This is a genomic window from Nonomuraea sp. NPDC049129 (genome assembly GCF_040648495.1).
Lineage (GTDB): Bacteria > Actinomycetota > Actinomycetes > Streptosporangiales > Streptosporangiaceae > Nonomuraea.
Map to the genome: position 1 here is coordinate 227,006 of NZ_JBEZDU010000003.1, position 18,532 is coordinate 245,537.

Annotated in this window: 18 protein-coding genes and 2 tRNA genes; 7 read left to right on the forward strand and 13 right to left on the reverse strand. The window is 67.9% G+C overall.

Features of this window, described 5'->3' with window-relative positions:
- The first annotated feature begins 182 nt into the window (after positions 1 to 182).
- From AB0B64_RS10425 to AB0B64_RS10440, 4 genes are all read left to right on the forward strand, one after another.
- A complete protein-coding gene (locus tag AB0B64_RS10425) occupies positions 183 to 1,181 on the forward strand; it encodes a tagatose 1,6-diphosphate aldolase (protein WP_358176264.1) in 999 nt (332 codons plus the stop codon).
- 15 nt (positions 1,182 to 1,196) lie between these two features.
- Entirely contained in the window at positions 1,197 to 2,234 is a 1,038-nt protein-coding gene (locus AB0B64_RS10430; protein ID WP_358176267.1) for a class I mannose-6-phosphate isomerase, read from the forward strand.
- A 105-nt stretch (positions 2,235 to 2,339) separates the two neighbouring features.
- Positions 2,340 to 2,465 (forward strand): hypothetical protein, encoded by a 126-nt coding sequence (locus AB0B64_RS10435; protein ID WP_357938707.1) that lies wholly within the window; start codon positions 2,340 to 2,342, stop codon positions 2,463 to 2,465.
- Between the two features lie 305 nt (positions 2,466 to 2,770).
- Positions 2,771 to 3,091 (forward strand): hypothetical protein, encoded by a 321-nt coding sequence (locus AB0B64_RS10440; protein WP_358176270.1) that lies wholly within the window; start codon positions 2,771 to 2,773, stop codon positions 3,089 to 3,091.
- Positions 3,092 to 3,110: 19 nt separating this feature from the next.
- Here the strand turns inward: AB0B64_RS10440 and AB0B64_RS10445 are convergent, their stop codons facing one another.
- Positions 3,111 to 4,151: an NAD(P)-dependent alcohol dehydrogenase gene (locus AB0B64_RS10445; RefSeq protein WP_357938703.1), complete on the reverse strand. Its 1,041-nt coding sequence runs from the start codon at positions 4,149 to 4,151 to the stop codon at positions 3,111 to 3,113.
- A 101-nt stretch (positions 4,152 to 4,252) separates the two neighbouring features.
- Between AB0B64_RS10445 and AB0B64_RS10450 the strand changes: the two genes are divergently transcribed.
- Complete coding sequence (locus AB0B64_RS10450) at positions 4,253 to 4,885, forward strand: TetR family transcriptional regulator (protein WP_358176273.1); 633 nt, start codon at positions 4,253 to 4,255, stop codon at positions 4,883 to 4,885.
- A gap of 92 nt (positions 4,886 to 4,977) precedes the next feature.
- On the opposite strand, the gene AB0B64_RS10455 is transcribed toward AB0B64_RS10450, so the two are convergent.
- The 3 genes from AB0B64_RS10455 to AB0B64_RS10465 all read right to left on the reverse strand — a co-directional run bounded on the left by AB0B64_RS10455 (position 4,978) and on the right by AB0B64_RS10465 (position 6,911).
- A tRNA-OTHER gene (locus tag AB0B64_RS10455) sits at positions 4,978 to 5,114 on the reverse strand.
- A 108-nt stretch (positions 5,115 to 5,222) separates the two neighbouring features.
- Positions 5,223 to 5,954, reverse strand: a complete 732-nt coding sequence (locus AB0B64_RS10460) for a hypothetical protein (protein WP_357938699.1) — start codon at positions 5,952 to 5,954, stop codon at positions 5,223 to 5,225.
- A gap of 156 nt (positions 5,955 to 6,110) precedes the next feature.
- The gene (locus AB0B64_RS10465) at positions 6,111 to 6,911 is read right to left on the reverse strand and encodes an SDR family oxidoreductase (protein WP_358176276.1); all 801 of its coding nucleotides are present in this window, start codon (positions 6,909 to 6,911) and stop codon (positions 6,111 to 6,113) included.
- A gap of 51 nt (positions 6,912 to 6,962) precedes the next feature.
- Here AB0B64_RS10465 and AB0B64_RS10470 point away from each other — a divergent pair, with 51 nt between their 5' ends.
- Entirely contained in the window at positions 6,963 to 7,553 is a 591-nt protein-coding gene (locus tag AB0B64_RS10470) for a TetR family transcriptional regulator (RefSeq protein ID WP_357938695.1), read from the forward strand.
- Positions 7,554 to 7,634: 81 nt separating this feature from the next.
- Entirely contained in the window at positions 7,635 to 8,099 is a 465-nt protein-coding gene (locus AB0B64_RS10475; protein ID WP_357938693.1) for a hypothetical protein, read from the forward strand.
- Between the two features lie 497 nt (positions 8,100 to 8,596).
- On the opposite strand, the gene AB0B64_RS10480 is transcribed toward AB0B64_RS10475, so the two are convergent.
- From AB0B64_RS10480 to AB0B64_RS10520, 9 genes are all read right to left on the reverse strand, one after another.
- Complete coding sequence (locus tag AB0B64_RS10480) at positions 8,597 to 9,250, reverse strand: 4a-hydroxytetrahydrobiopterin dehydratase (RefSeq protein WP_358176279.1); 654 nt, start codon at positions 9,248 to 9,250, stop codon at positions 8,597 to 8,599.
- Between the two features lie 495 nt (positions 9,251 to 9,745).
- Positions 9,746 to 9,819, reverse strand: a tRNA-Thr gene (locus AB0B64_RS10485).
- Between the two features lie 55 nt (positions 9,820 to 9,874).
- On the reverse strand, positions 9,875 to 11,326 hold the full coding sequence (locus AB0B64_RS10490; protein ID WP_357938689.1) for an alpha/beta hydrolase: 1,452 nt from the start codon (positions 11,324 to 11,326) through the stop codon (positions 9,875 to 9,877).
- Positions 11,327 to 11,584: 258 nt separating this feature from the next.
- Positions 11,585 to 12,430, reverse strand: coding sequence for a regulatory iron-sulfur-containing complex subunit RicT (gene ricT, locus AB0B64_RS10495; RefSeq protein ID WP_357939743.1), 846 nt, complete (start codon positions 12,428 to 12,430; stop codon positions 11,585 to 11,587).
- Between the two features lie 105 nt (positions 12,431 to 12,535).
- A complete protein-coding gene (locus tag AB0B64_RS10500; RefSeq protein WP_358176282.1) occupies positions 12,536 to 13,591 on the reverse strand; it encodes a permease-like cell division protein FtsX in 1,056 nt (351 codons plus the stop codon).
- Complete coding sequence (locus tag AB0B64_RS10505) at positions 13,588 to 14,115, reverse strand: SigE family RNA polymerase sigma factor (protein ID WP_358176285.1); 528 nt, start codon at positions 14,113 to 14,115, stop codon at positions 13,588 to 13,590. The genes AB0B64_RS10500 and AB0B64_RS10505 overlap by 4 nt, the downstream gene beginning before the upstream one ends.
- Before the next feature lie 291 nt (positions 14,116 to 14,406).
- Positions 14,407 to 15,585: a DNA polymerase III subunit delta' gene (locus AB0B64_RS10510; RefSeq protein ID WP_357938683.1), complete on the reverse strand. Its 1,179-nt coding sequence runs from the start codon at positions 15,583 to 15,585 to the stop codon at positions 14,407 to 14,409.
- 9 nt (positions 15,586 to 15,594) lie between these two features.
- Entirely contained in the window at positions 15,595 to 17,637 is a 2,043-nt protein-coding gene (gene tmk, locus AB0B64_RS10515) for a dTMP kinase (protein WP_357938681.1), read from the reverse strand.
- A gap of 161 nt (positions 17,638 to 17,798) precedes the next feature.
- Positions 17,799 to 18,392 carry a helix-turn-helix transcriptional regulator gene (locus tag AB0B64_RS10520; RefSeq protein WP_358176288.1) on the reverse strand — a complete coding sequence of 198 codons (594 nt, stop codon included), beginning with the start codon at positions 18,390 to 18,392 and terminating at the stop codon, positions 17,799 to 17,801.
- Between the last annotated feature and the right edge of the window lie 140 nt (positions 18,393 to 18,532).

An 18,532-nucleotide genomic window follows, 5' to 3' on the forward strand; every position in this document is an offset into this window, starting at 1 on the left:
CCTGCTGTGGTTCCCGTCAGGCGGGCCGACGCCGTACCTGGCCCATCCGGGCCCACCACGATCGGGCTCGACGACACGTTCGTCGCCGGGGTGCTGCTCTCCGACTGCCCGCACGATGAGCGGGGGAGCCGGAGCAGGCCACCGCTTGAGCCCTACGTTCAAGTAGCACCTGGAGACACCCAGTGAACTCGATCATTGATCCTGGCAAGATCCGTGGTCTGCAGCGCGTCACCAGCGCCGATGGTTATTTCCTCATCTGCGCTCTCGACCACCTATCCGACTTCGCCGAACTGCTCGCGCCCGATCCGGCGAGCGTCACCTTCGCCGATGTCGTCGCCGCGAAGGACGCGGTCGTCCGCGCCGTGGCCCCGTCGATCTCGGCCGTGCTGCTCGACCCGTTGTACGCCCTCGGCCACCTCGTGGCCTCCGGCGCGGTGCCCGGCACCGTCGGGCTGATGTCGAGCATCGAGGACGAGGACTACCGGCACGCGGACGGACCGCGCCGTACCCGGCTGCGCGCGAACTGGAGCGCCACCCAGATCAAGATGGCCGGCGCCGACATGTGCAAGTTGCTGTGGTTCTACCGCCCCGACGGCGGTCGAGTCGTCGCCGAGCAGCAGCGGCAGCTCGTGGCCGGCCTCGTCGCCGAATGCGCCGAGCTCAGCCTGCCCCTGGTGGTCGAGCCGATCTGGTACCCGCTGCCGGGCGAGGACCCGACCACCGCCGAGTGGAAGGCCGCCCGGGCGCGCGGCATCATCGCCTCCGCCGCGACCGCCAACAAGCTCGGCGTCGACATGCTCAAAGTGGAGTTCCCCGGCTACATCGACACGGAAGAAGGACGCGAGCAGGCAGCCGCCGCCTGCGCGGAGCTGGACTCCATGGTGAGCGTACCGTGGGTCATCCTGTCCGCCGGGGTGGAATATGCCGACTTCAAGACGCAGGTCGAGATCGCCTGCCAGGCCGGCGCCGCCGGCTACCTCGCCGGCCGGTCGATCTGGCGCGACGCCGTGTCCACCCACGACCCCGCCGCCCGCGAGGAAGCCACCGCGGCGGCCAGGGCGCGACTCGAGGAGCTCAACGAGGTGACGCGGCGGTATGGGCGCCCCTTCACACCGGCCCGGCCACTCGACGTAGTGGTCAAGGAACTACCCAGCGAATGGTACCGATCATGGAACAGCTGACCTCGGAGCACATGCATGCCCAGCTTCCTTCTCCCCGCGAACACTCCGCGCTCGTTCTACCGGGGTGCCGGGCGCATCGGCCGGTTCCGCGGGATTCCGTCCGCCGATGATCCCTACTACCCGGAGGATTGGGTCGCCTCGACCACCAGCCGGCACGGAGCGGCGCCCGCGGGACTGACCACGCTGCCCGACGGCCGGACACTAGCCGAGGCCATCGCCGGCGATCCCGTGTGGTGGCTGGGCGAACAACACGTCGCGGAACACGGCGCCGACCCCGCGATCCTGGTGAAATTGCTGGACGCGGGGGAACGGCTACCGCTGCACGTGCACCCCGATCGGCGATTCGCCGCCGACCAGCTGGCCTCGCCGTACGGGAAGACCGAGGCATGGGTGATCGTCTCGGCCGAGCCGGAGGCGGCGGTGCATCTCGGCTTCGCCAGGGACGTCGAGCCGGACGAACTCGCCCGTTGGGTCGCGGACCAGCGAATCGATCAAATGCTCGACGCCACGAACCGCGTGCCGGTGCGGGCCGGCGACGCCATCGTGTGCCCCGCGGGTCTGCCGCACGCCATCGGAGCCGGGACCCTCATGGTGGAGGTACAGGAGCCGACCGACTTCTCCGTGCTGCTCGAATGGGAGGGCTTCGCCGTCGACGGCCCCGCCGTCGGGCACCTGGGGCTCGGGTACGACCAGGCGCTCGGCTGCGTCGACAGGAGCGGCTGGGGCGCGGACCGGCTGAACCAGCTACGCCGCGCCCGCCAACCGGCGGATGACGTCCGGCCCGGGGTCCGCCGCCTCTTCGCCGAGTTCGCCGACGAGTTCTTCGCCGCCGAGAGGCTGCGTCCCGATCCCGTCAGCGTGCTGGAGCCGGCGTACTCGATCATCGCGGTCACCGATGGCGCCGGGATCCTCACGAGCGAACATGCCCCGCCGGTCCCGGTCAAGGCCGGAGACACGCTGCTCCTCCCGTACGCGGCCGGGTGGTGCACTCTGCGCGGGGACGCCGCGGCGGTGCGCTGCAAACCAGCCCTGAAGTCCGCTGAAGGCTTGTAGGTATATTCCGGCCATGGCCGAAGGGGAATCGAACCGTTCCTGCTCATCGGTGGCACCGCGGACGACTTCTGGGACAGCACTCTGGCGCGAGAGCTGACCCCGTACGTGCTCGAGGTCAGCGGCGCCGACCACGGCATGATGCTGCCCGGCCCGCTGCACAAGTCCGCCGAGGTCCTTGGTCAGGTGACGACGGCAGTCGAAACCTTCCTGGACGACGTCATCTGGCCTTGACGGACGTCCCAGAGCCAGAAACCGCCATTTCAGTGCGAGTCGGTGTACGCAATGATTCTCAAATGCCCCCTAGATCGGTTTTACCACTTCTATTACTCCTCGGCCTCCTCTCCGCCTGTGGAACGCCCGAGCCGGTCCAAGGACGCTGGTGGACATGGGCGTCCTCCGAAAAGGAGAGCACTAACCCTGTATCGGGCCCGACCGGGAAGTTCTGCGACCGGAATCAGCCAAAGGACATCTGGTTCCTCGCCGGGACCTTCGGCGGCACCGCGCAGCGGACCTGCCGGGTCCCTGCGGGGCGGCCCATGCTGGCCCCGCTGGTGAATCTGGCTTCCACCAGGGCCGGATGCAAGAAGTTCATGGCCGCCGCCAAAGGCAAGGCCACCCTTGACGGCAAGCCGGTCACCCCGGAACGGATGGAAGACGCCGTCGTTCACGTGACCAGCGTGGCGGACAATCCTGCGACCGGCATGGGGGGTACGACCACGTTCTACGCTTGTGGCATCTGGGCGCGCTTCCAGCCACTACCGCCCGGCCATCACACACTGAGCATTCGCGGGTCCTCCGGCGCTTTCCACACGGCCGTCGATTACACACTCACTGTCGAGACCGCGCAGCAAGCATGAACACATCCTGCTCGTTCGTTCAGGACAGGTCAGACATGTCGAGCACGAACCGGTAGCGGACGTCGTTGCGCTGGAGACGGCTGAGGGCTTCGTTCACGCGCGCCGAGGGAAGCAGCTCGATGTCGGCGGTGATACCGCGCTCGGCGCAGAACGCCAGTATGGCGGCGGTCGCGGGCCGCCCGCCGCTGCCCGCGGAGCTGAGCCTCTTCCGTCCGACGAGCAGATCGGTGGTCTGCACGGTGACCGGTCCGAGGTGTCCGAGGTGGCTGAGTGTCCCGTCCAAGGCAACCAGCCGCAGGTACGGGCCGAGGTCGTGGGGGGCGGAAATGGTGTCGATGACGACGTCGAACCGGTCCCGGTTCGCGGCCATCTGTCCCGTATCCGTGGAGTCGATGAGGTCGTGGGCGCCCAGGCGACGGGCGTCGTCGATTTTGTCCGCCGACCGGCTGATGACCGTGGTGTCGGCGCCGAGCGCCACGGCGAGTTTGACCGCGAGATGGCCCAGGCCACCAAGCCCCGCCACGGCGACGCGGGTACCCGGTCCCACGCCGAGTGTGCGCAGCGGCTCCCAGACGGTGACCCCGGCGCAGAGCAGAGGGGCCGCGGCGGCGGGGTCGAGGCCGGCGGGGAGGGGGTAGGCGAAATGATCGCGGACGACGTATTCGCGGGAGTAGCCGCCCAGTGTGGTCGACCCGTCGCGGCGGTCGGTGCCGCCGTAGGTCAGGGTCGGGAACTCGTGGCAGAAGTTCTCCTGGCCGGCCCGGCACATGGCGCACACACCACATGAGTCGACGATGTTCCCGACCGCGACCGGGTCGCCGACGCCGAACCGGGTGGCCTCGGGCCCAATCTCGGTCACCACTCCCGTGAACTCGTGGCCCGGCACAAGGGGCACGCTCGTGTCACCAGGATGAGCGCTGACGGCATGCAGATCGGAGTGGCAGACACCGCAGTAGTCCACGCGTACCGCGATGTCGTCGGGCCGCAGGTCGCGCCGTTCAAGTGAGACCCGCCGCAGTGTCGCGGAACCCTCCGTCTGCCATCCCACCGTGCTCCTCATGTACGCCGACTCCTTCGCAAACAGACTGTTCGGTCTATCGCAGACTAACCGGCCACCGCCCGCAAAACAAACCGACTGTTCTGTTTGATAGAATGGACGGTATGGCCGATCAGCCCATGACCTCCCGTGGCGCGGCGACCCGCAGTCGCATGCTCGAGGTGGCGACTCAGGAGTTCGCCGAATATGGGATCGCCGGGGCGCGCATCGAGCGGATCGTGGCCGCCGCCCGCACCAACAAGGCGCAGCTCTACGCCTACTTCGGCAGCAAGGAAGGGCTGTTCGACGCCATCTTCGCCGATTCGCTGGAGCGGATCGTGAACGTCGTCCCGATCGACGCCACCGACCTCGCGGACTGGGCCGTACGCCTCTACGACGAATATCTCCGCCGCCCCGACCTCATCCGGCTGGCCACCTGGGCCCGTCTGGAACGACGTCCCGCCGGCCACCTCGTCGAGGAGGCCGACCGTCTCGACGACCACAAGCTACGCGCCATCGCCGAGGCGCAGGCCGCGGGCATCGTGAGACCGGGTGACCCCTTCGACGTGATGGCCCTGGTCATCGCGATGTCCATGGCGTGGTCGCCCGTCAGCAACGTCTACGCCGCGACGGCCGAGGAGCCGCCGGAGCTGCATGAGCAGCGCCGTACCCTGCTCCGCGAGACCGTCAGGCGCGCCGTGACGACCGTGCCCTTGAATGGCAGCGGCCCCCCGGACTACCCAAGCCGGGGGGCCTGATGTGTGCCGCCACATGTGGCGCCAGCGGCGTTTAAGAGAACGGATCAGTCCTGACGACGTGCGCTCTGCCATTGAGCCACCGGGGCACGAAGAGCCCCGAGCCGGATTCGAACCGGCATCTCAACAATCACAGTCCATCCTCGGTTGATCTGGCGCTCGACGGCGATGCTGAGGCTAGAGCGAGAATCTGAGTTTGATCGGCTGCCTCTACCATTTGGGCTACCGAGGCGCGTACCCCGGGGAGGACTCGAACCTCCACTTGAGCCGTTCGTCAGCTTCAGCTTGAGCTTCAGCTTTGCGCTTGCGCGCACCCCGCGCTCAACGGGGAGTCTTTGGGTCAGGCGAACAGATACCCGAACACGGCGTCGCCGACCTCCTGCTCATCGACGGCGGTCGCGTTGGCCTCTTCGCGGGCGTACTTGACGGCGTCCTGCAGCTTCTGCACGCGGGACAGCAGCTCGTTCACGCGCTTGGCCGGCAGGGCCCCGGAGAAGGCGGTCTTCGTCCAGTAGCCGACCACGATGTCCTCGGTGAACACCTGCACCTGGGCGGGGTGCTTGTCCGTCGCCTCGGCGAGCACGTGGTTGCGCGGAACCTTCTTGGTGCGGGTCGTCTTGACCGGTTCGGTACGCCATGTCTCGGCGTTGTCGTCGAACGACCACGTCTCGGCCGGGTCGAGCGTCGGCAACTTCGACACGAACGTGTGCAGGTCGACGAGCTGCTTCTCCAGGAACAGCAGGTACGTGACCGGGGCGCCGGAAATGAGAGTCTCGCCGTCGACCACGACGTCCGCCTTGGCGGTGGCGTTGGTCCAGTCCTTGGTCGCGGTCACGTCGAACAGCCGCGTCAGCGCCTTCGCGACGTCGGCGATGATCGCCTCGGTCTTCACCTGGACGCGCGTCGACTCGGGCGGCAACTGCTCGCCCTCGTCGTCGATCGGCTGATAGGTGCGCGACAGGCCCGACAGGAGCGGCGCCTTCTGAATGGCGTGATAGGCGTCGGACACCGCGCGCTGCGTACTGGCCTTCACGCCCTTCTCTACGGCGAGGATCTGGTTCAGCTTCGCCACGGAGGGTTTCCGTTCGTTGGGGGTCGGCGGGATAGGGCAGAGCGTACAGCGATGGCGCTATGCGTACGCAACTCATATAGCTCGGTGCCCGAATAGCAAGGCCACCCCGGCTTCCTGCCGCAAATCAGGCCCTTCAGCAGTCTTGGCAGCACCGCCCTACGACAACGCCTCATCCCGTACAGCTGAGGTGGCGAGCGCTACCCGAGCCCCGAGGTGGAGCCCACCGCTGGCGTCCACCACCTGCCCGGTCACCCAGCGGGCATCGTCGGAGGCGATGAGGGCCACCACGTCGGCCACGTCCTCGGCCCGGCCGACCCGCCCCAGCGCAGCCTGCCCCGCGAGGAAGGCCGCCGCCTCAGGGGGGAACAGCGACGTGTTCGCCTCGGTCATGGTCGCACCCGGCGCGACGACGTTCACGGTGATGCCGCGCTCGCCCAGCGCCAGGGCGAGGGTACGGCTCATGGTCTCTATCGCGCCCTTGGTCATGGCGAAGGAGGTCTGCGCGGGATTGGCGATCCGGGTGACGGCCGAGGAGACGCTGATGATGCGTCCGCCATCGGCCAGCAGCGGGAGCGCGCGCTGGATGATGAAGTACGGCGCCTTGACGTTCACCGCGAAGAGCCGATCGAACTGCTCGGCCGTGTCGGTCTCGATCGGACCGGCCGGGGCGGCCGCGGCGTTGTTGACCAGGATGTCCAGGCGCCGTCCGGCCAGCCCGGCCACCAACTCGGCGAACAACGCGTCGACGGCCCCCGCGTCCTCCAGGTCCGCGCCGATCGGGAACGCACGCCCGCCGGCCCGTTCGATCCGCTCGACCGTCTCCTGCGCCGCTGCCGCGTCCTTTCCGTAGTGAACGGCGACGAGGGCCCCGTCGGCGGCGAGACGTTCGGCGACCGCCCGCCCGATCCCGCGTGAGGCCCCGGTCACCAGTGCCGTCTTCTCTGCCAGCCGTCCCATTGCGTACCCCGCAAACTTGTTAGTAACTATCAGCATGGTAGGTTCTATCAGGTGACAGGAGAGACGGCAAGCCTGCGTGAGCGCCGCCGGGCAGAGACCCGGCGCACGCTCCAGGCGCACGCAGTACGCCTGTTCATGGCACGGGGCTATGACGCGACCACGATCAACGACGTCGCGCAGGCGGCCGGGGTATCCGCGATGACCCTGTACCGGCACTTCGCCACCAAAGAGGACCTGGTGCTCTACGACGAGTTCGACCAGGAGACCGCGGCGGCGCTGGCGGGACAGCAGCAGGAGGAGCCACTACGTCAGCGGATCGGCCGGGCCCTGGTGCAGACCGCCGCCATGGCCGTCAACTCCGACCGGGACCTCCTGCTCGCCCGCCTCAACCTGATGATCTCCACACCCGCCCTGCAGGCCCGTCATCTGGACAGCCAGTACGCCACGGAGATCGCCGTTGTCGACGCACTCTGCGCCGGCACCACCGACCCCGAGCTGGAATTCCGCATCCGCAGCACGACTGCCGCATGTCTGGCGGTCATCCATGTCGCGCTTATCCGCTGGGCGGAAGGAGACGGCCGGCAGGACCTCCCCACCCTCATGCGCCAGGCCCTGACCTCAGCCTTCGACACGGCATTCTGAAGGCGCAGATCCGTCCGTCACCAGATGAATGCGAGGATTATCCTCGGGGCCTTTTGCAGGAGGCTGTAGTGAGATGTCGGGATGGACGAAGTGGATCGCGACGCGGTAGCCGCACTGCGGACCTGTTTCGAAGCTCTCGGGGCCGACGACCCTGAAGGCCGGGCGGTCTCGGAGATCACCGAAAACATCCCTCAACTCGCTCGCTTCCTGGCGTTGAGAAGCGTCTGGCCAGAACTGATCGACGTCTGGGCCGCTCCTGGTTCGTTGGAGACGATCCCGGCGGCGAACCGCCTGCTCTCCAATGGCGCATACCGCGACGACCTTGCACAGCTCGTACGCAGCACGACCTATGACGCGATCTTTGGCCTGCTGTACCGCCTCACCACCCACGGCCGGGACGACGAAGCGCCGGACGACTCCCCCGGCTGGCGGCTGATGGAGACCACAGCAACGGGCGAACTAACCGGCCGCGCTGTTCAATCGCTCCACGAAAGCCTGCTCAGCATGGACCCGTCGGGTCGCGATGGTCAGGACCTCTTCGATTGACGCGCTCCCCGGCCTGTGCCACCGCACCCGATGGCCCCGGCTCCTACACGAGCGCTTCGTTGAACGCCACCTGGAGAGGACGAACGAGAGCCGGGCCTTCAAAGCGGCGGCGACCCCACGTAGTGGATCGCCTTTTGCGCGATGTCAAGCGTTACTCGGCGAGCCCAGTCGAATACTCTGTTCTGCTCAGGGTTCTGTGCAGTGGCGTACGAATATGGACAGTCGCCCTCCGCCGGACGCCGACTTCGACGCGGGCCCGCCCTTGCATTATTCGCAAGTAATCCAGGATTGGTGCGCCCGAAAATGATGGCAGCACGCGGTCCGGATGAGGATGAGAAATCCGCGCAAGCCGTACCTTGAGCTTCTTATGAGCGTTGCGCATCTGTTGCCGCCGGACGCGAGCGTGACGAGCCGCGACCGGCGGAGAGCTTCAGTGCGGAGCCGGATACGACCGACCACATGACGCCCTTGTTCTGCTGCGGGGCCGCAGACAGCTATCAGCCACGGGACTGCCAGGTACACAGGCACGCCCGGTTGCCTTCCGGGTCGGCGAGCACCCAGAAGCTCGGCGCCTCCGCGTCGCTGACCAGTGTGCCGCCGGCGGCGAGCGCCGCGTCTATGCGTGGCTGGACCTGCGCGGGATCCACCCATATGTCGAGATGCCAGCGCTGGCGGGGTTCCTCGCTGCCGGACGTCTGGAACCACACGGTCGGCAGAACGTCGGCCGGGTCGCGGAGTTCGTCGCCGATGTCGGGGCCGGACAGATGCTCCATCGCCAGCACCGCGGCCCAGAACGGCGGAATCGACTCTCCGGCCGGGGTGTCGAGGGCGAGTTCGAGCCGGGAGACGTTCGAGGACTCCAGCCGCGCCCCGGCGTCGGCGGCGATGGAGGAGATGACGCGAGCCAGCCGGACATCGCGGTTGGTGACCGCGCCCTCGTCGTGGCTGGTCAATCGGACGTCTACGTGGGTGTAGCGCAGGTCGAGGTCGGGATGATGGCTCATCTGCTCGGCTGCCGCGCCGATGGCGTTGACGACTGAGAGCCCGGCCGCGAAGTTCTTGGTGAGGATGCGGGTCTGCAGGCCGCCGAGCAGGTATGCCCACCCGTCCAGCCCTTCGTCTGCGATCTGCTGTCCGGTCAGCTTGCTCATAAGGCATCCTTGCATGTCAGGTTTTGACGACGAATCGGCCATTCGGCCCGTTCTTCAAGGCGTTCGCCGGCATCTTGACAACTCCATTGAGAATCGTCACAGCCTCGACCGGAGACATCGTGCCCCGCGCAAGTGCCACGTGAGCGCCCACTCGCAGACGGGAGCCGGTCACGACGCCGCACAGGTGTTGCCACGGCACTCGCTGACGGCGCTGGGCTGAGCCTGGTGAACCTGACGCTGGCGTCGTGGGAGGCGACCCCTGACCTACGTGAACTCGCCGCATCTCCTGACCTGCCGCACTCCGACGACACAGTCCGTAACCGGCGGATGGCAGCCAACACGAATGCTCTTCGCGTTTCAGGGAGGTCCACTCACGGAAGGCAGAGAGAGCAGCTCAACGACAGCCTAGATTGTCGGGCTCGATAGCTGTATTTCGCTGCCGTACGCCCATGTAAAAGGCCCCTCGCGATCACCGCGAGGGGCCCTCTAGCTGGGAGCCGCCTTCGGGATTCGAACCCGAGACCCCTTCATTACGAGTGAAGTGCTCTGGCCGACTGAGCTAAGGCGGCGTGCCGTACAGCGTGAACGAGTCTACAGGAGCCCAAGGGGTTCTTGCTCCCCCGATCAGCCGATGCCCGGACAGACTGTTCCGTCCTCTGGTGGTGTGCCCGTCAGCAGGTAGCGGTCCACCGTGTCGTCCACGCATGTCGAGCCGTTGAAGTACGCCGTGTGACCGTCACCGTCATAGCCGAGGAACACACCCGAGTTCAGTTCGCTCGCCAGGGCCTGCGCCCACGCGTACGGGGTGGCTGGGTCGCGTTCGGTGCCGATGACCAGGATCGGGGCGGCGCCGTTGGCGGTGAGTGGGCGGTTTGTGAGTGTCGGCTTGGCGGGCCAGAAGGCGCAGGGGAGCGAGCTCCACATGAGGTAGGAGCCGAACCTGGGTGCCTGGCGTTCCGCCTCCGTCGCCGCGGCCGCATAGGCGGAGACGTCCTTGGGGTAGAAGCCGTCTACGCAGTTGATGGCCATGTTGGCCTCGGTCTGGTTGGAGTAGGCGCCGTTGGCGTGTCTGTCGATCAGTTGGTCGGCGTTGCGGAGGAGCAATCTGCCGTCGCCGTTCAGGGCCTGGCGGAACGTTTCGGTTAGTTCAGGCCAGGAGCCACGGTCGTAGAGCGGCGTCAGGGCGCCGAGGGTGGCGAGTGACTCGCCGGCCTGCCGCCCGTCGGCCGGCAATGGACGGGCGTCTGTACGGTGCAGTAGCTCGGTCAACTCGGCCAGAGCGCCGTCGACGGTACGGCTGCGGAACGGACAGTCGCCCTCGGCCAAGCAGGACTCCAGGTAGGCGCGGAGGGCGCGTTCGAACCCCATGGCCTGGTCGGCGTTGAGCTTCAGCCGGGAGATGGCCGGGTCGAGAGCGCCGTCGAGCACGAGGGCTCGGACCTTGCCGGGGAACATATCCGCATAAACAGCGCCCAGGAAGGTGCCGTAGGACTTGCCGAGATAGGTCAGTTTCTGGTCGCCAAGTGCCTGGCGCAGCCCGTCCATGTCCCGCGCGGCGTCAACGGTGCCCACATGCGGTAGCAAACGGCCTGACCCGGCCTGGCAGCCCTTCGCGAACTCGCGTGAGCCCTGCTCGAGCGCGGCCCGTTCCTGCGGCGTGTCGGGGGTGGTGTCCAGGGCGATGAACGCGTCGAGCCGCGAGTCACTCAGACACTCGACGGGCGACGACTCACCCACACCGCGTGGATCGAACCCTACGATGTCGAACCGTTCGCGCACCTCCTCGCTCACGATCGATCGGGCGGCTCGCGCATACGTGACCCCGGAACTTCCTGGACCGCCTGGGTTGACCACGAGAGACCCGATTCGGTCGCCGGTGGCCGGCAGCCGGACCACACTGATCTTGATGTGCTCGCCGTTCGGCTGACCGTAGTCGAGCGGCACCGACAGCTTCGCGCAGTCGAACCCGTCACCACAGTCGGACCAGCTCAGCCCATCCGCCGGTGCCTCTGTCCCGGCACAGGCGGAGGCGAACAACACAGTCGCGGCGACGACGGTCAGTGTCCGAACCCACACGCTCCGAATCTTACGCGTGCCCCGTCTCCCTCCCGCCTGCGGATGGCATCAACCCGCGCCGCATACGGGCCAGGCGCCGCACTGCATACGGGCCAGGCGTGCCTCGCCGACCCTGTGCCCGAAAACGTGCCCCAGCCAAGGAGTACAGCCGAGGAGCACAAAGGCGCGGCGGGCGGGCGCGGAGTTCACGAGCACCGCCCGTGAACTTCCCCGCCTCATGCCCGCTGGCTATCCGCCGCTACCTGTCGCTCCCCGCCGCTATCCGTCAGGAGACGGCGCGCCGCCCTCCTCGCCGTACATCTTGTCGTGCTGCTGCCGTGGCGAGCACACCGAGGCGGAAGGGCACGCACAGCGCCGTCCACCATCGTCCAGACGCACCGTCACCGTGTCCGCCGGAACGTTATGCCCCAGGACACTCCCCTCTCCCTGCGGCGTGCTCACCCGGCTGCCCGTACGCGGCATCCGGTTGCGGGTCTCGACATAGAGCGGATGCTCGTACTTGAGACAGCACATCAGCCGCCCGCATGCCCCGGCGATGCGCAAGGGATTGACCGGGAGGTCCTGGTCCTTGGCCATGCGTACGGAGACCGGCTCGAAGTCCTTGAGGAACGTGGCGCAGCACAGGTCGCGACCGCATGGGCCGATGCCGCCCTGTAACCGCGCCTCGTCACGCGGGCCGATCTGCCGCAGCTCCACCCGGGCCCGCAGGTTGCGGGCCAGGTCTCGGACCAGCGCGCGGAAGTCGACCCGATGCGGGGCGGAGAAGTAGACCGTGTAGACGTTGTCCTGGTCGAGGTAGTCGACGCCCACCACCTTCATCGGCAACTCGTGCCGTTTGATCAACCGCTTGGACACGCTGCGGGCCTCGGCCCTGCGGCGCTTGTTGGTCTCGTCGCGGGAGAGGTGTTCCTCTCCCGCTATGCCCGCGCACACCGGCATTCCGTCGATGTCTTCACTCGAATATTGCGGCGCCCACACGCACTCCGCCACCTCAGGACCCGAGTCGGTCGGGACCAGTACCTTGTCGCCCACCTTGGGAGTGTGGCCACCGGGATCGAGGTAGTAGAGCCGCCCGTAGCGGGTGAAGCTCACGGCCATGATCATTCCCATGGGCTCGTGCTCGCCTCCTGACGGCCTCGGGGGTTCTTACGGCCTTCGGTTGCCACATTACGTGTGTCGGCGCGCGCAGCGTGAGAGTCTCTATCCCGGCTAGGAGCCGCAGACCTTGCTCGCCGGCAGCAAGAGGCCATAGCGCTGATAGAGGGTGAGCCGCTCAGTCACGCACTTGCTGTTGATGACCGAGGCGACGCCGGGTAGGTGTTGCAGCTGAGCGATCACCTCGCCCGAGTCGGCATCCGGGCGCAGCTGAAGGCGGAACGACTTCGGCATGTCCGATGGCTTGGTGGCCTTAAGGAGGGCCTTGTTACTCACATAGGCGCGCTTGAAATTCTCGTAGGCCTCCTGCTGGCTCTCCAAGTGTGACGACTGGACGCCGGGTGTCTTCGCGATCTCCCGGGCGAGGTCACCCTGCTGTGCAGGCGTGATGGCCTTGCCGTATTTGGTGAACTTGGGGGCATCTTTCGTCCAGCCGGGCGCGGCAACGGCTCCGCACGACGCTTGGCCCGACCCCTCCGTGCAGAGAAAGACTGAGATATCTGCATTGTTGTTCTCCCGCTCTGACGCGAGCAGGTTGTCCGTCTCCGGCTCAGAGGTGCCGGACACGCCTCCTATGGACTTCAACTTGGCCTGCAGCGCCTTCACATCGGCTCCCGGCCTCAGCTGGACGTGGAACGAGGGCGGCATGTCGGCCGCGTCGACCGCGTCGAGCAGCGTCTTGTTGCCGGCGAAGTCTCGGCGGAAGCTCTCATAGGCTCTCGCCGAATCCTCGTAGATCAGCTCCAACACCCCCGGTGCCGCTTGCAGAGCCTGCTGGATCCTCCCGGCGTGCTGCGCGGTGACGCTGCCCCCAGGGCAGTCCGGGCTTTTCACCGATTTGGAGCACAGGAAGACGAACAGCTCCGTCTCGCCTTTCTGATCGGCAGGCGGGTTGGCCACCGCCGCCCGCTGTTCGTCACCGGGAGAGACGAGCACGGCGGCGGTCACGGCCCCCGCGAGCACCACCGCCCCCACCGCCGCCAGCAACCGGAAGTCGACCCGCACCCGAGGCCGCCCCGACGGCTGCAGGGGGCTCAGCGTGCTGGGGTCAACGGTCGCCCCCGCCTCGGCCAGCGCCTCGCGCAGGCGGTCTTCCATCGGACTGTTCATGAATCCTCCCCAAGTGCGCGGCCGAGGGCGGCGAGCCCACGCGCGATCGTGGACCTGGCGGTGCTCCCGCTGATCCCCATGGTCTCGGCGATCTCCTGATCGGACAGGTCGAGGTAGTAGCGCAGCGTCAGCGCCTCGCGCTGCCGGCCCGGCAGCCCTCGCAGGGCGCGCAGCACCTCGCGACGCTCCTCGCTCACCATGGCCGCGCTCTCCGCTGACCAGACAGGCGGTTCGTACGGCACGGCGCGGCGGAAGACCGTCGCCCGCCTCCGCATCACCGACCGGCAGCCGTTGAACACCGCCGATCGCACATAGGACAGCGCCTTGTCCGGATCTCGCAACCTCCCCCGACCCGCGTGGGTCCGGGCGAACGCCTCCTGGACGACGTCTTCGGCGGTCGCCTGATCACCGACCATGACCAGCGCCAGCCGGACGAGACCCACATGATGCTCGGCGAAGACCGCCGCGACATCGACGCGTTTCTGTATCAGAGCCCCTCCAGGGGACAGCTGCTCGACTTTCACATAACAGAGACGCCCAGCAACCCCATCTGCTGCTCTGGCCACACGACGAACTTCCGCCGCTCTACAGCGCGCTTTTCCGGCCGACAGGGCCGGGCGCGATCGCCGCCGTGGGACCTCCTTCGTCGGCCCCGCCGACCCGGTGAACCCCATCCCTTACGGGACTGGCCACCGTCCAGGGACACACTCCTGCGGTTCTACGGGGCTGAATGCCGTGACGTGCGTCTGCCTGCTTCGTCGTCCGCTTGCCCGAGCCGACTGGTCGCCCATAAGCCGGACCAAGCCGACAGCCCGCTACGCGGCGGACCGGAGGGAGAGCATCATCGCCTCGACCGCGATCTGCGGGTTGACGTTGGCGTCGAGGCGTTCGCGACACCGCATGATCGCATCGATCCGCCGCAACGTCTCCTCCGGAGTCGACAGCTTGGCCAGCTGGTCGAGCTCGAAGCGGATGTCGTCGTTGGCCAGCTCCACCCCGGCGGCGAACTGCATGGCCAGGACGTCCCGATAGAACGACACCAGCTCCAGCAGCGCCGCGTCGAGCGAGTCGCGTTTGATGCGCGTGGCCCGCGACTTCTGCCGGTCCTCCAGCTCCTTCAACGCTCCCGCGCCGCCCCGCACCAACCCACGATTGAGGCCCTTGCCCGTGGAGCCCTCGCCGTAGATCTTGCGCAGTTCGGTGGTCTCGGTCTCGTTGAGCGCGGCCGTCGCCGCCGCGGCCTCTTCTTCGGCCGTTTTGACCAGGCGTTCGGCGGCCGAGACGCAATCGCCGACCCCGGACAGCGAGCGAGGGATGGCCAGGACGGCCTCCCGGCGCCGACGTACGTTCTCGTCCAGGGCCAGCGCCCTGGCCCGGCTGATGTGCCCCTGAGAGGCGCGGGCGGCGAAGCGGGCGGTCTCCCAGGGCACGCTGTCGCGGGTGGCCAGCACGTGGGCGACCGCCTCCGTGGCGGGGGTGGCCAGGGTGATCACCCGGCAGCGCGATCGGATGGTGATCATCATGTCGTCGGCGGCGGGCGCGCACAGCAGCCAGACCGTACGTGGAGGCGGCTCCTCGATGGCCTTGAGCAGGGCGTTCGCAGCCGACTCCGTGGCCCGGTCGGCGTCCTCGAACAGGATGACCCGCCAGCGGCCCTGCGTGGGCGCGCCCGCCGCCCTCAGGATGAGCTCGCGCGTCTGCTTGACGCTGTAGGACAGGCCCTGGGGGCGTACCGTCTCGAGGTCGGGGTGTGAACCGATCAGCACCTGGTGGCACTGGTCGCAGTGACCGCAGCCGCCGTCCAGGCAGAGCAGCGCCGCCGCGAACGCCCGCGCGGTCTCCTCCCGGCCCGACCCGGGCGGGCCGGTGAACAGCCAGGCATGCGTCATGCCCGCGCCGCGACCACCCCGCACGGCGTCGCCTGCCGCCACGGCCGCGCGGGACAGCACGGCCACCGCCTGGTCCTGACCGACGAGGTCATCGAAGACGCTCACCCGACAAGGCTAGTCGCGGATGGCGGGCATCGTGCCCGTGATGTCCTCGGACTCCTGGGGGACCGGATCGGGCAGGAGCTCGTGCACCCGGTCCTGGATCAGCCGGGTGATCTGCTCGGGCGGCAGCATCCCGTCGACCACCAGGTAGCGGTCGGGATCGGCGGCGGCCAGCGCCCGGAACTCCTTGCGCACCCGCTCGTGGAACTCCAGCGGCTCGGCCTCGATCCGGTCCGCCGCGCCGCCCAGTCTGGTCAGCCCCACCTGGGGCGGCGTGTCGATCAGCACCGTGAGATGCGGGACCAGTCCACCCGTGGCCCAGGCGTTGACCTTGGAGACGTCCTCGGGGTCGAGCGCCCGTCCCGCTCCCTGGTAGGCCAGCGACGAGTCCACGTAGCGGTCGGAGATCACCAGCGAGCCCCGGTAGAGGGCCGGTCTGATGACCTTCTCGACGTGTTCGGCCCGGTCGGCGGCGTACAGCAGCGCTTCGGCGCGCGCCGAGAGCCCGCGTTCGGCCGCGTCGAGGAGGATCGCGCGCAGCCGCATGCCGACCTTGGTCGAGCCGGGCTCACGGGTCTGTACGACGTCGAAGCCCTGATCGCGCAGCCAGATGGCGAGCAGTCGCGACTGGGTCGTCTTACCCGACCCCTCACCACCCTCGAACGCCACGAACAGCCCCGGCACCTGCTCCGCCGTCTCCGACTTCGGCCGCTCGCCGCGCACCGCCGCGATCAGGTCCTCGGAGAGCGAGACGCCCTTCCTGTCGTCCATGTGGCGCAGCGCCAGCAGGCCGACGACCGTCGCGAGCACGCCACCGACCACCAGCACCAGATTGGTGCCGTCGAACCGGTAGACCACGTCGCCCAGACTCAGCGGGTGCGCGCCGACGAGCGCGGCCAGCGGGTTGGCCACCGCCACCACGAACAGCAGCGTGACCCGCGCGGTCGACTGCAGGAACGAGAACGTCCGCCCCCGCATCGAGTCCTCGACCTCGAGGCCGATGAGCGTGTAGCCGATGATCCACGCGATGCCCGCGCACGCCCCGAGCAGCACGGTCAGCATGACCACGATCACCAGGTTGTGGATGATCGCGATCGCGACCAGCACCACGCCCGCCACGGTGATCGCCAGACCGAACAACCGGCGCCGCGACAGCTCGCGCAGCAGCCGCAGGCCGAAGAACATGCCCAGCGCCATGCCGACGAAGACCGCGGCGAACACCACGCCGTAGGCCGCGTCGCCACCGCCGAGCGCGCCCACGTAGATCTTCGCGACGCCCACGACCGCGCCGCCCGCCGCGAACGCCCCCAGCATGCCGATGATCAGACCGCGCACCAGCCGGTTGGCGCCCACGAACCGCCAGCCCTCGACGATCTGCTTGAGCACCGACGGGGTGGAGATGGCGCCGTCACGCTTGGGGATGCCGCGCAGCGTGAAGATCAGGAACGCGGACACCAGGTACGCGCAGGCGTTGACGATCAGTGCCGGCCCGGTGGGGTCCATGCCGGACAGGAACGGCACGGCGCTCTTCAGTACGTCGCCCACCAAGGACAGCGCCGTGAACAGGATCGCGGCGACCGGCGCGCTGCCGTAGGTGACCAGCAGGTTGAGCTGGTTGGCCGATTCGAGCTGCTCCTTCGGCACCAGGTTGGGGACCGTGGCGTCCTTGGCCGGGACCCAGAACAGGTTGACGCACTCGACCAGGATCGTCGCGACGATGATCCATTGATAGCTGCCGACCAGCGGAATCGACAGCACCACGGCGAACCGGGCCAGGTCGGAGGTGAACATCGTCACCCGCCGGTCGAAGCGGTCGGCGAACGCTCCCGCGAGGGGTCCGAGCAGGACGGCGGGCAGCATCTTCGCGATGAAGACACCACCGACGGCCAGCGACTGCGTGCGGTAGTCGCCCTGGGTCAGATTTCCTGCCAGGGCGGTCAGTGCCAGGATGTTCAGCCAGTCGCCGAGGCTGCACACCGACATCGCCGTCCAAAGCCGGCGGAAAGATGCGTTAGCCAGCACATGTGTCGGTTGGCGTCGGCCACGGGCGGTCATAATGTCAGCGTATCCAGGTGCTCGCCGGAAATGGGAAGACAGGAGACGAGCCGGATATACCCGGCTGCTCGTCGCTGAGAGTATTACGTATACGGGCCGTCGCGCATGATACACAGCTCGAATAGGCCCCCGAAAACACCAGACAGATCCCTCTTGTCTCGCTAGTCCCTTTTGTACGGCCGGGCGAGCTCCACCAACGGCTGCCAGCCGGCCCGTACGGGCCCAGGCAGCACCAGCTCGTCCCAGAGCTCCACCAGCAGCAGCCCGTCGAGATGCTCGAGCAGCTCCCGCTGACTCCCTTCCCGCAACAGCATGACGTAGGCGTCCCGGCGATCCCCGCGATCGGCCAGGTCATAGACCCTGTCGCCAAGGCGGACGGTAGCCAGGGCCCGCAACGCCGGCAGGCGCGGCAACCGATTGGGCACGTGGAACGGCCGGCCATCGGCCCCCTGACAGGTGGTGAATTCGACCTTGGCCTCCAGCACCAGCCGGAACCCGGCGGCGTCGAGGATGCGCCCGGCCGTTTCGAGCGTGGGCGACTTCCGGCCGTGCTCGTAGGCCGACAGCGTCGTCCGCGACGTGCCGCTCATGCCGGCCAGCGCCTTCTGGTTCATGTTGGCCGCGTGTCTGGCCTGTTTGAGCAGCAGGCCGCCGCGCTCCGCCCAGAACGTGACGTCGGGCGTCGGCCCCTCGGGCATCGCGCCCTGCTCAGGCAGCAGGTCGCCGAACGCCCCCTCCACCGGGGAAGAGATCATCCCACCTCCAATGTATCCGCTTGGATACTATCCCCTTGGCGGCTTGAGTGACCAGCGGATCGCGGAAAGTCAGCAGCCCACTTCAAACACCGCGGAACTCGGGAGCACGGTGGAAGCAGCGCGGGTCTCGGGCGCCGCGC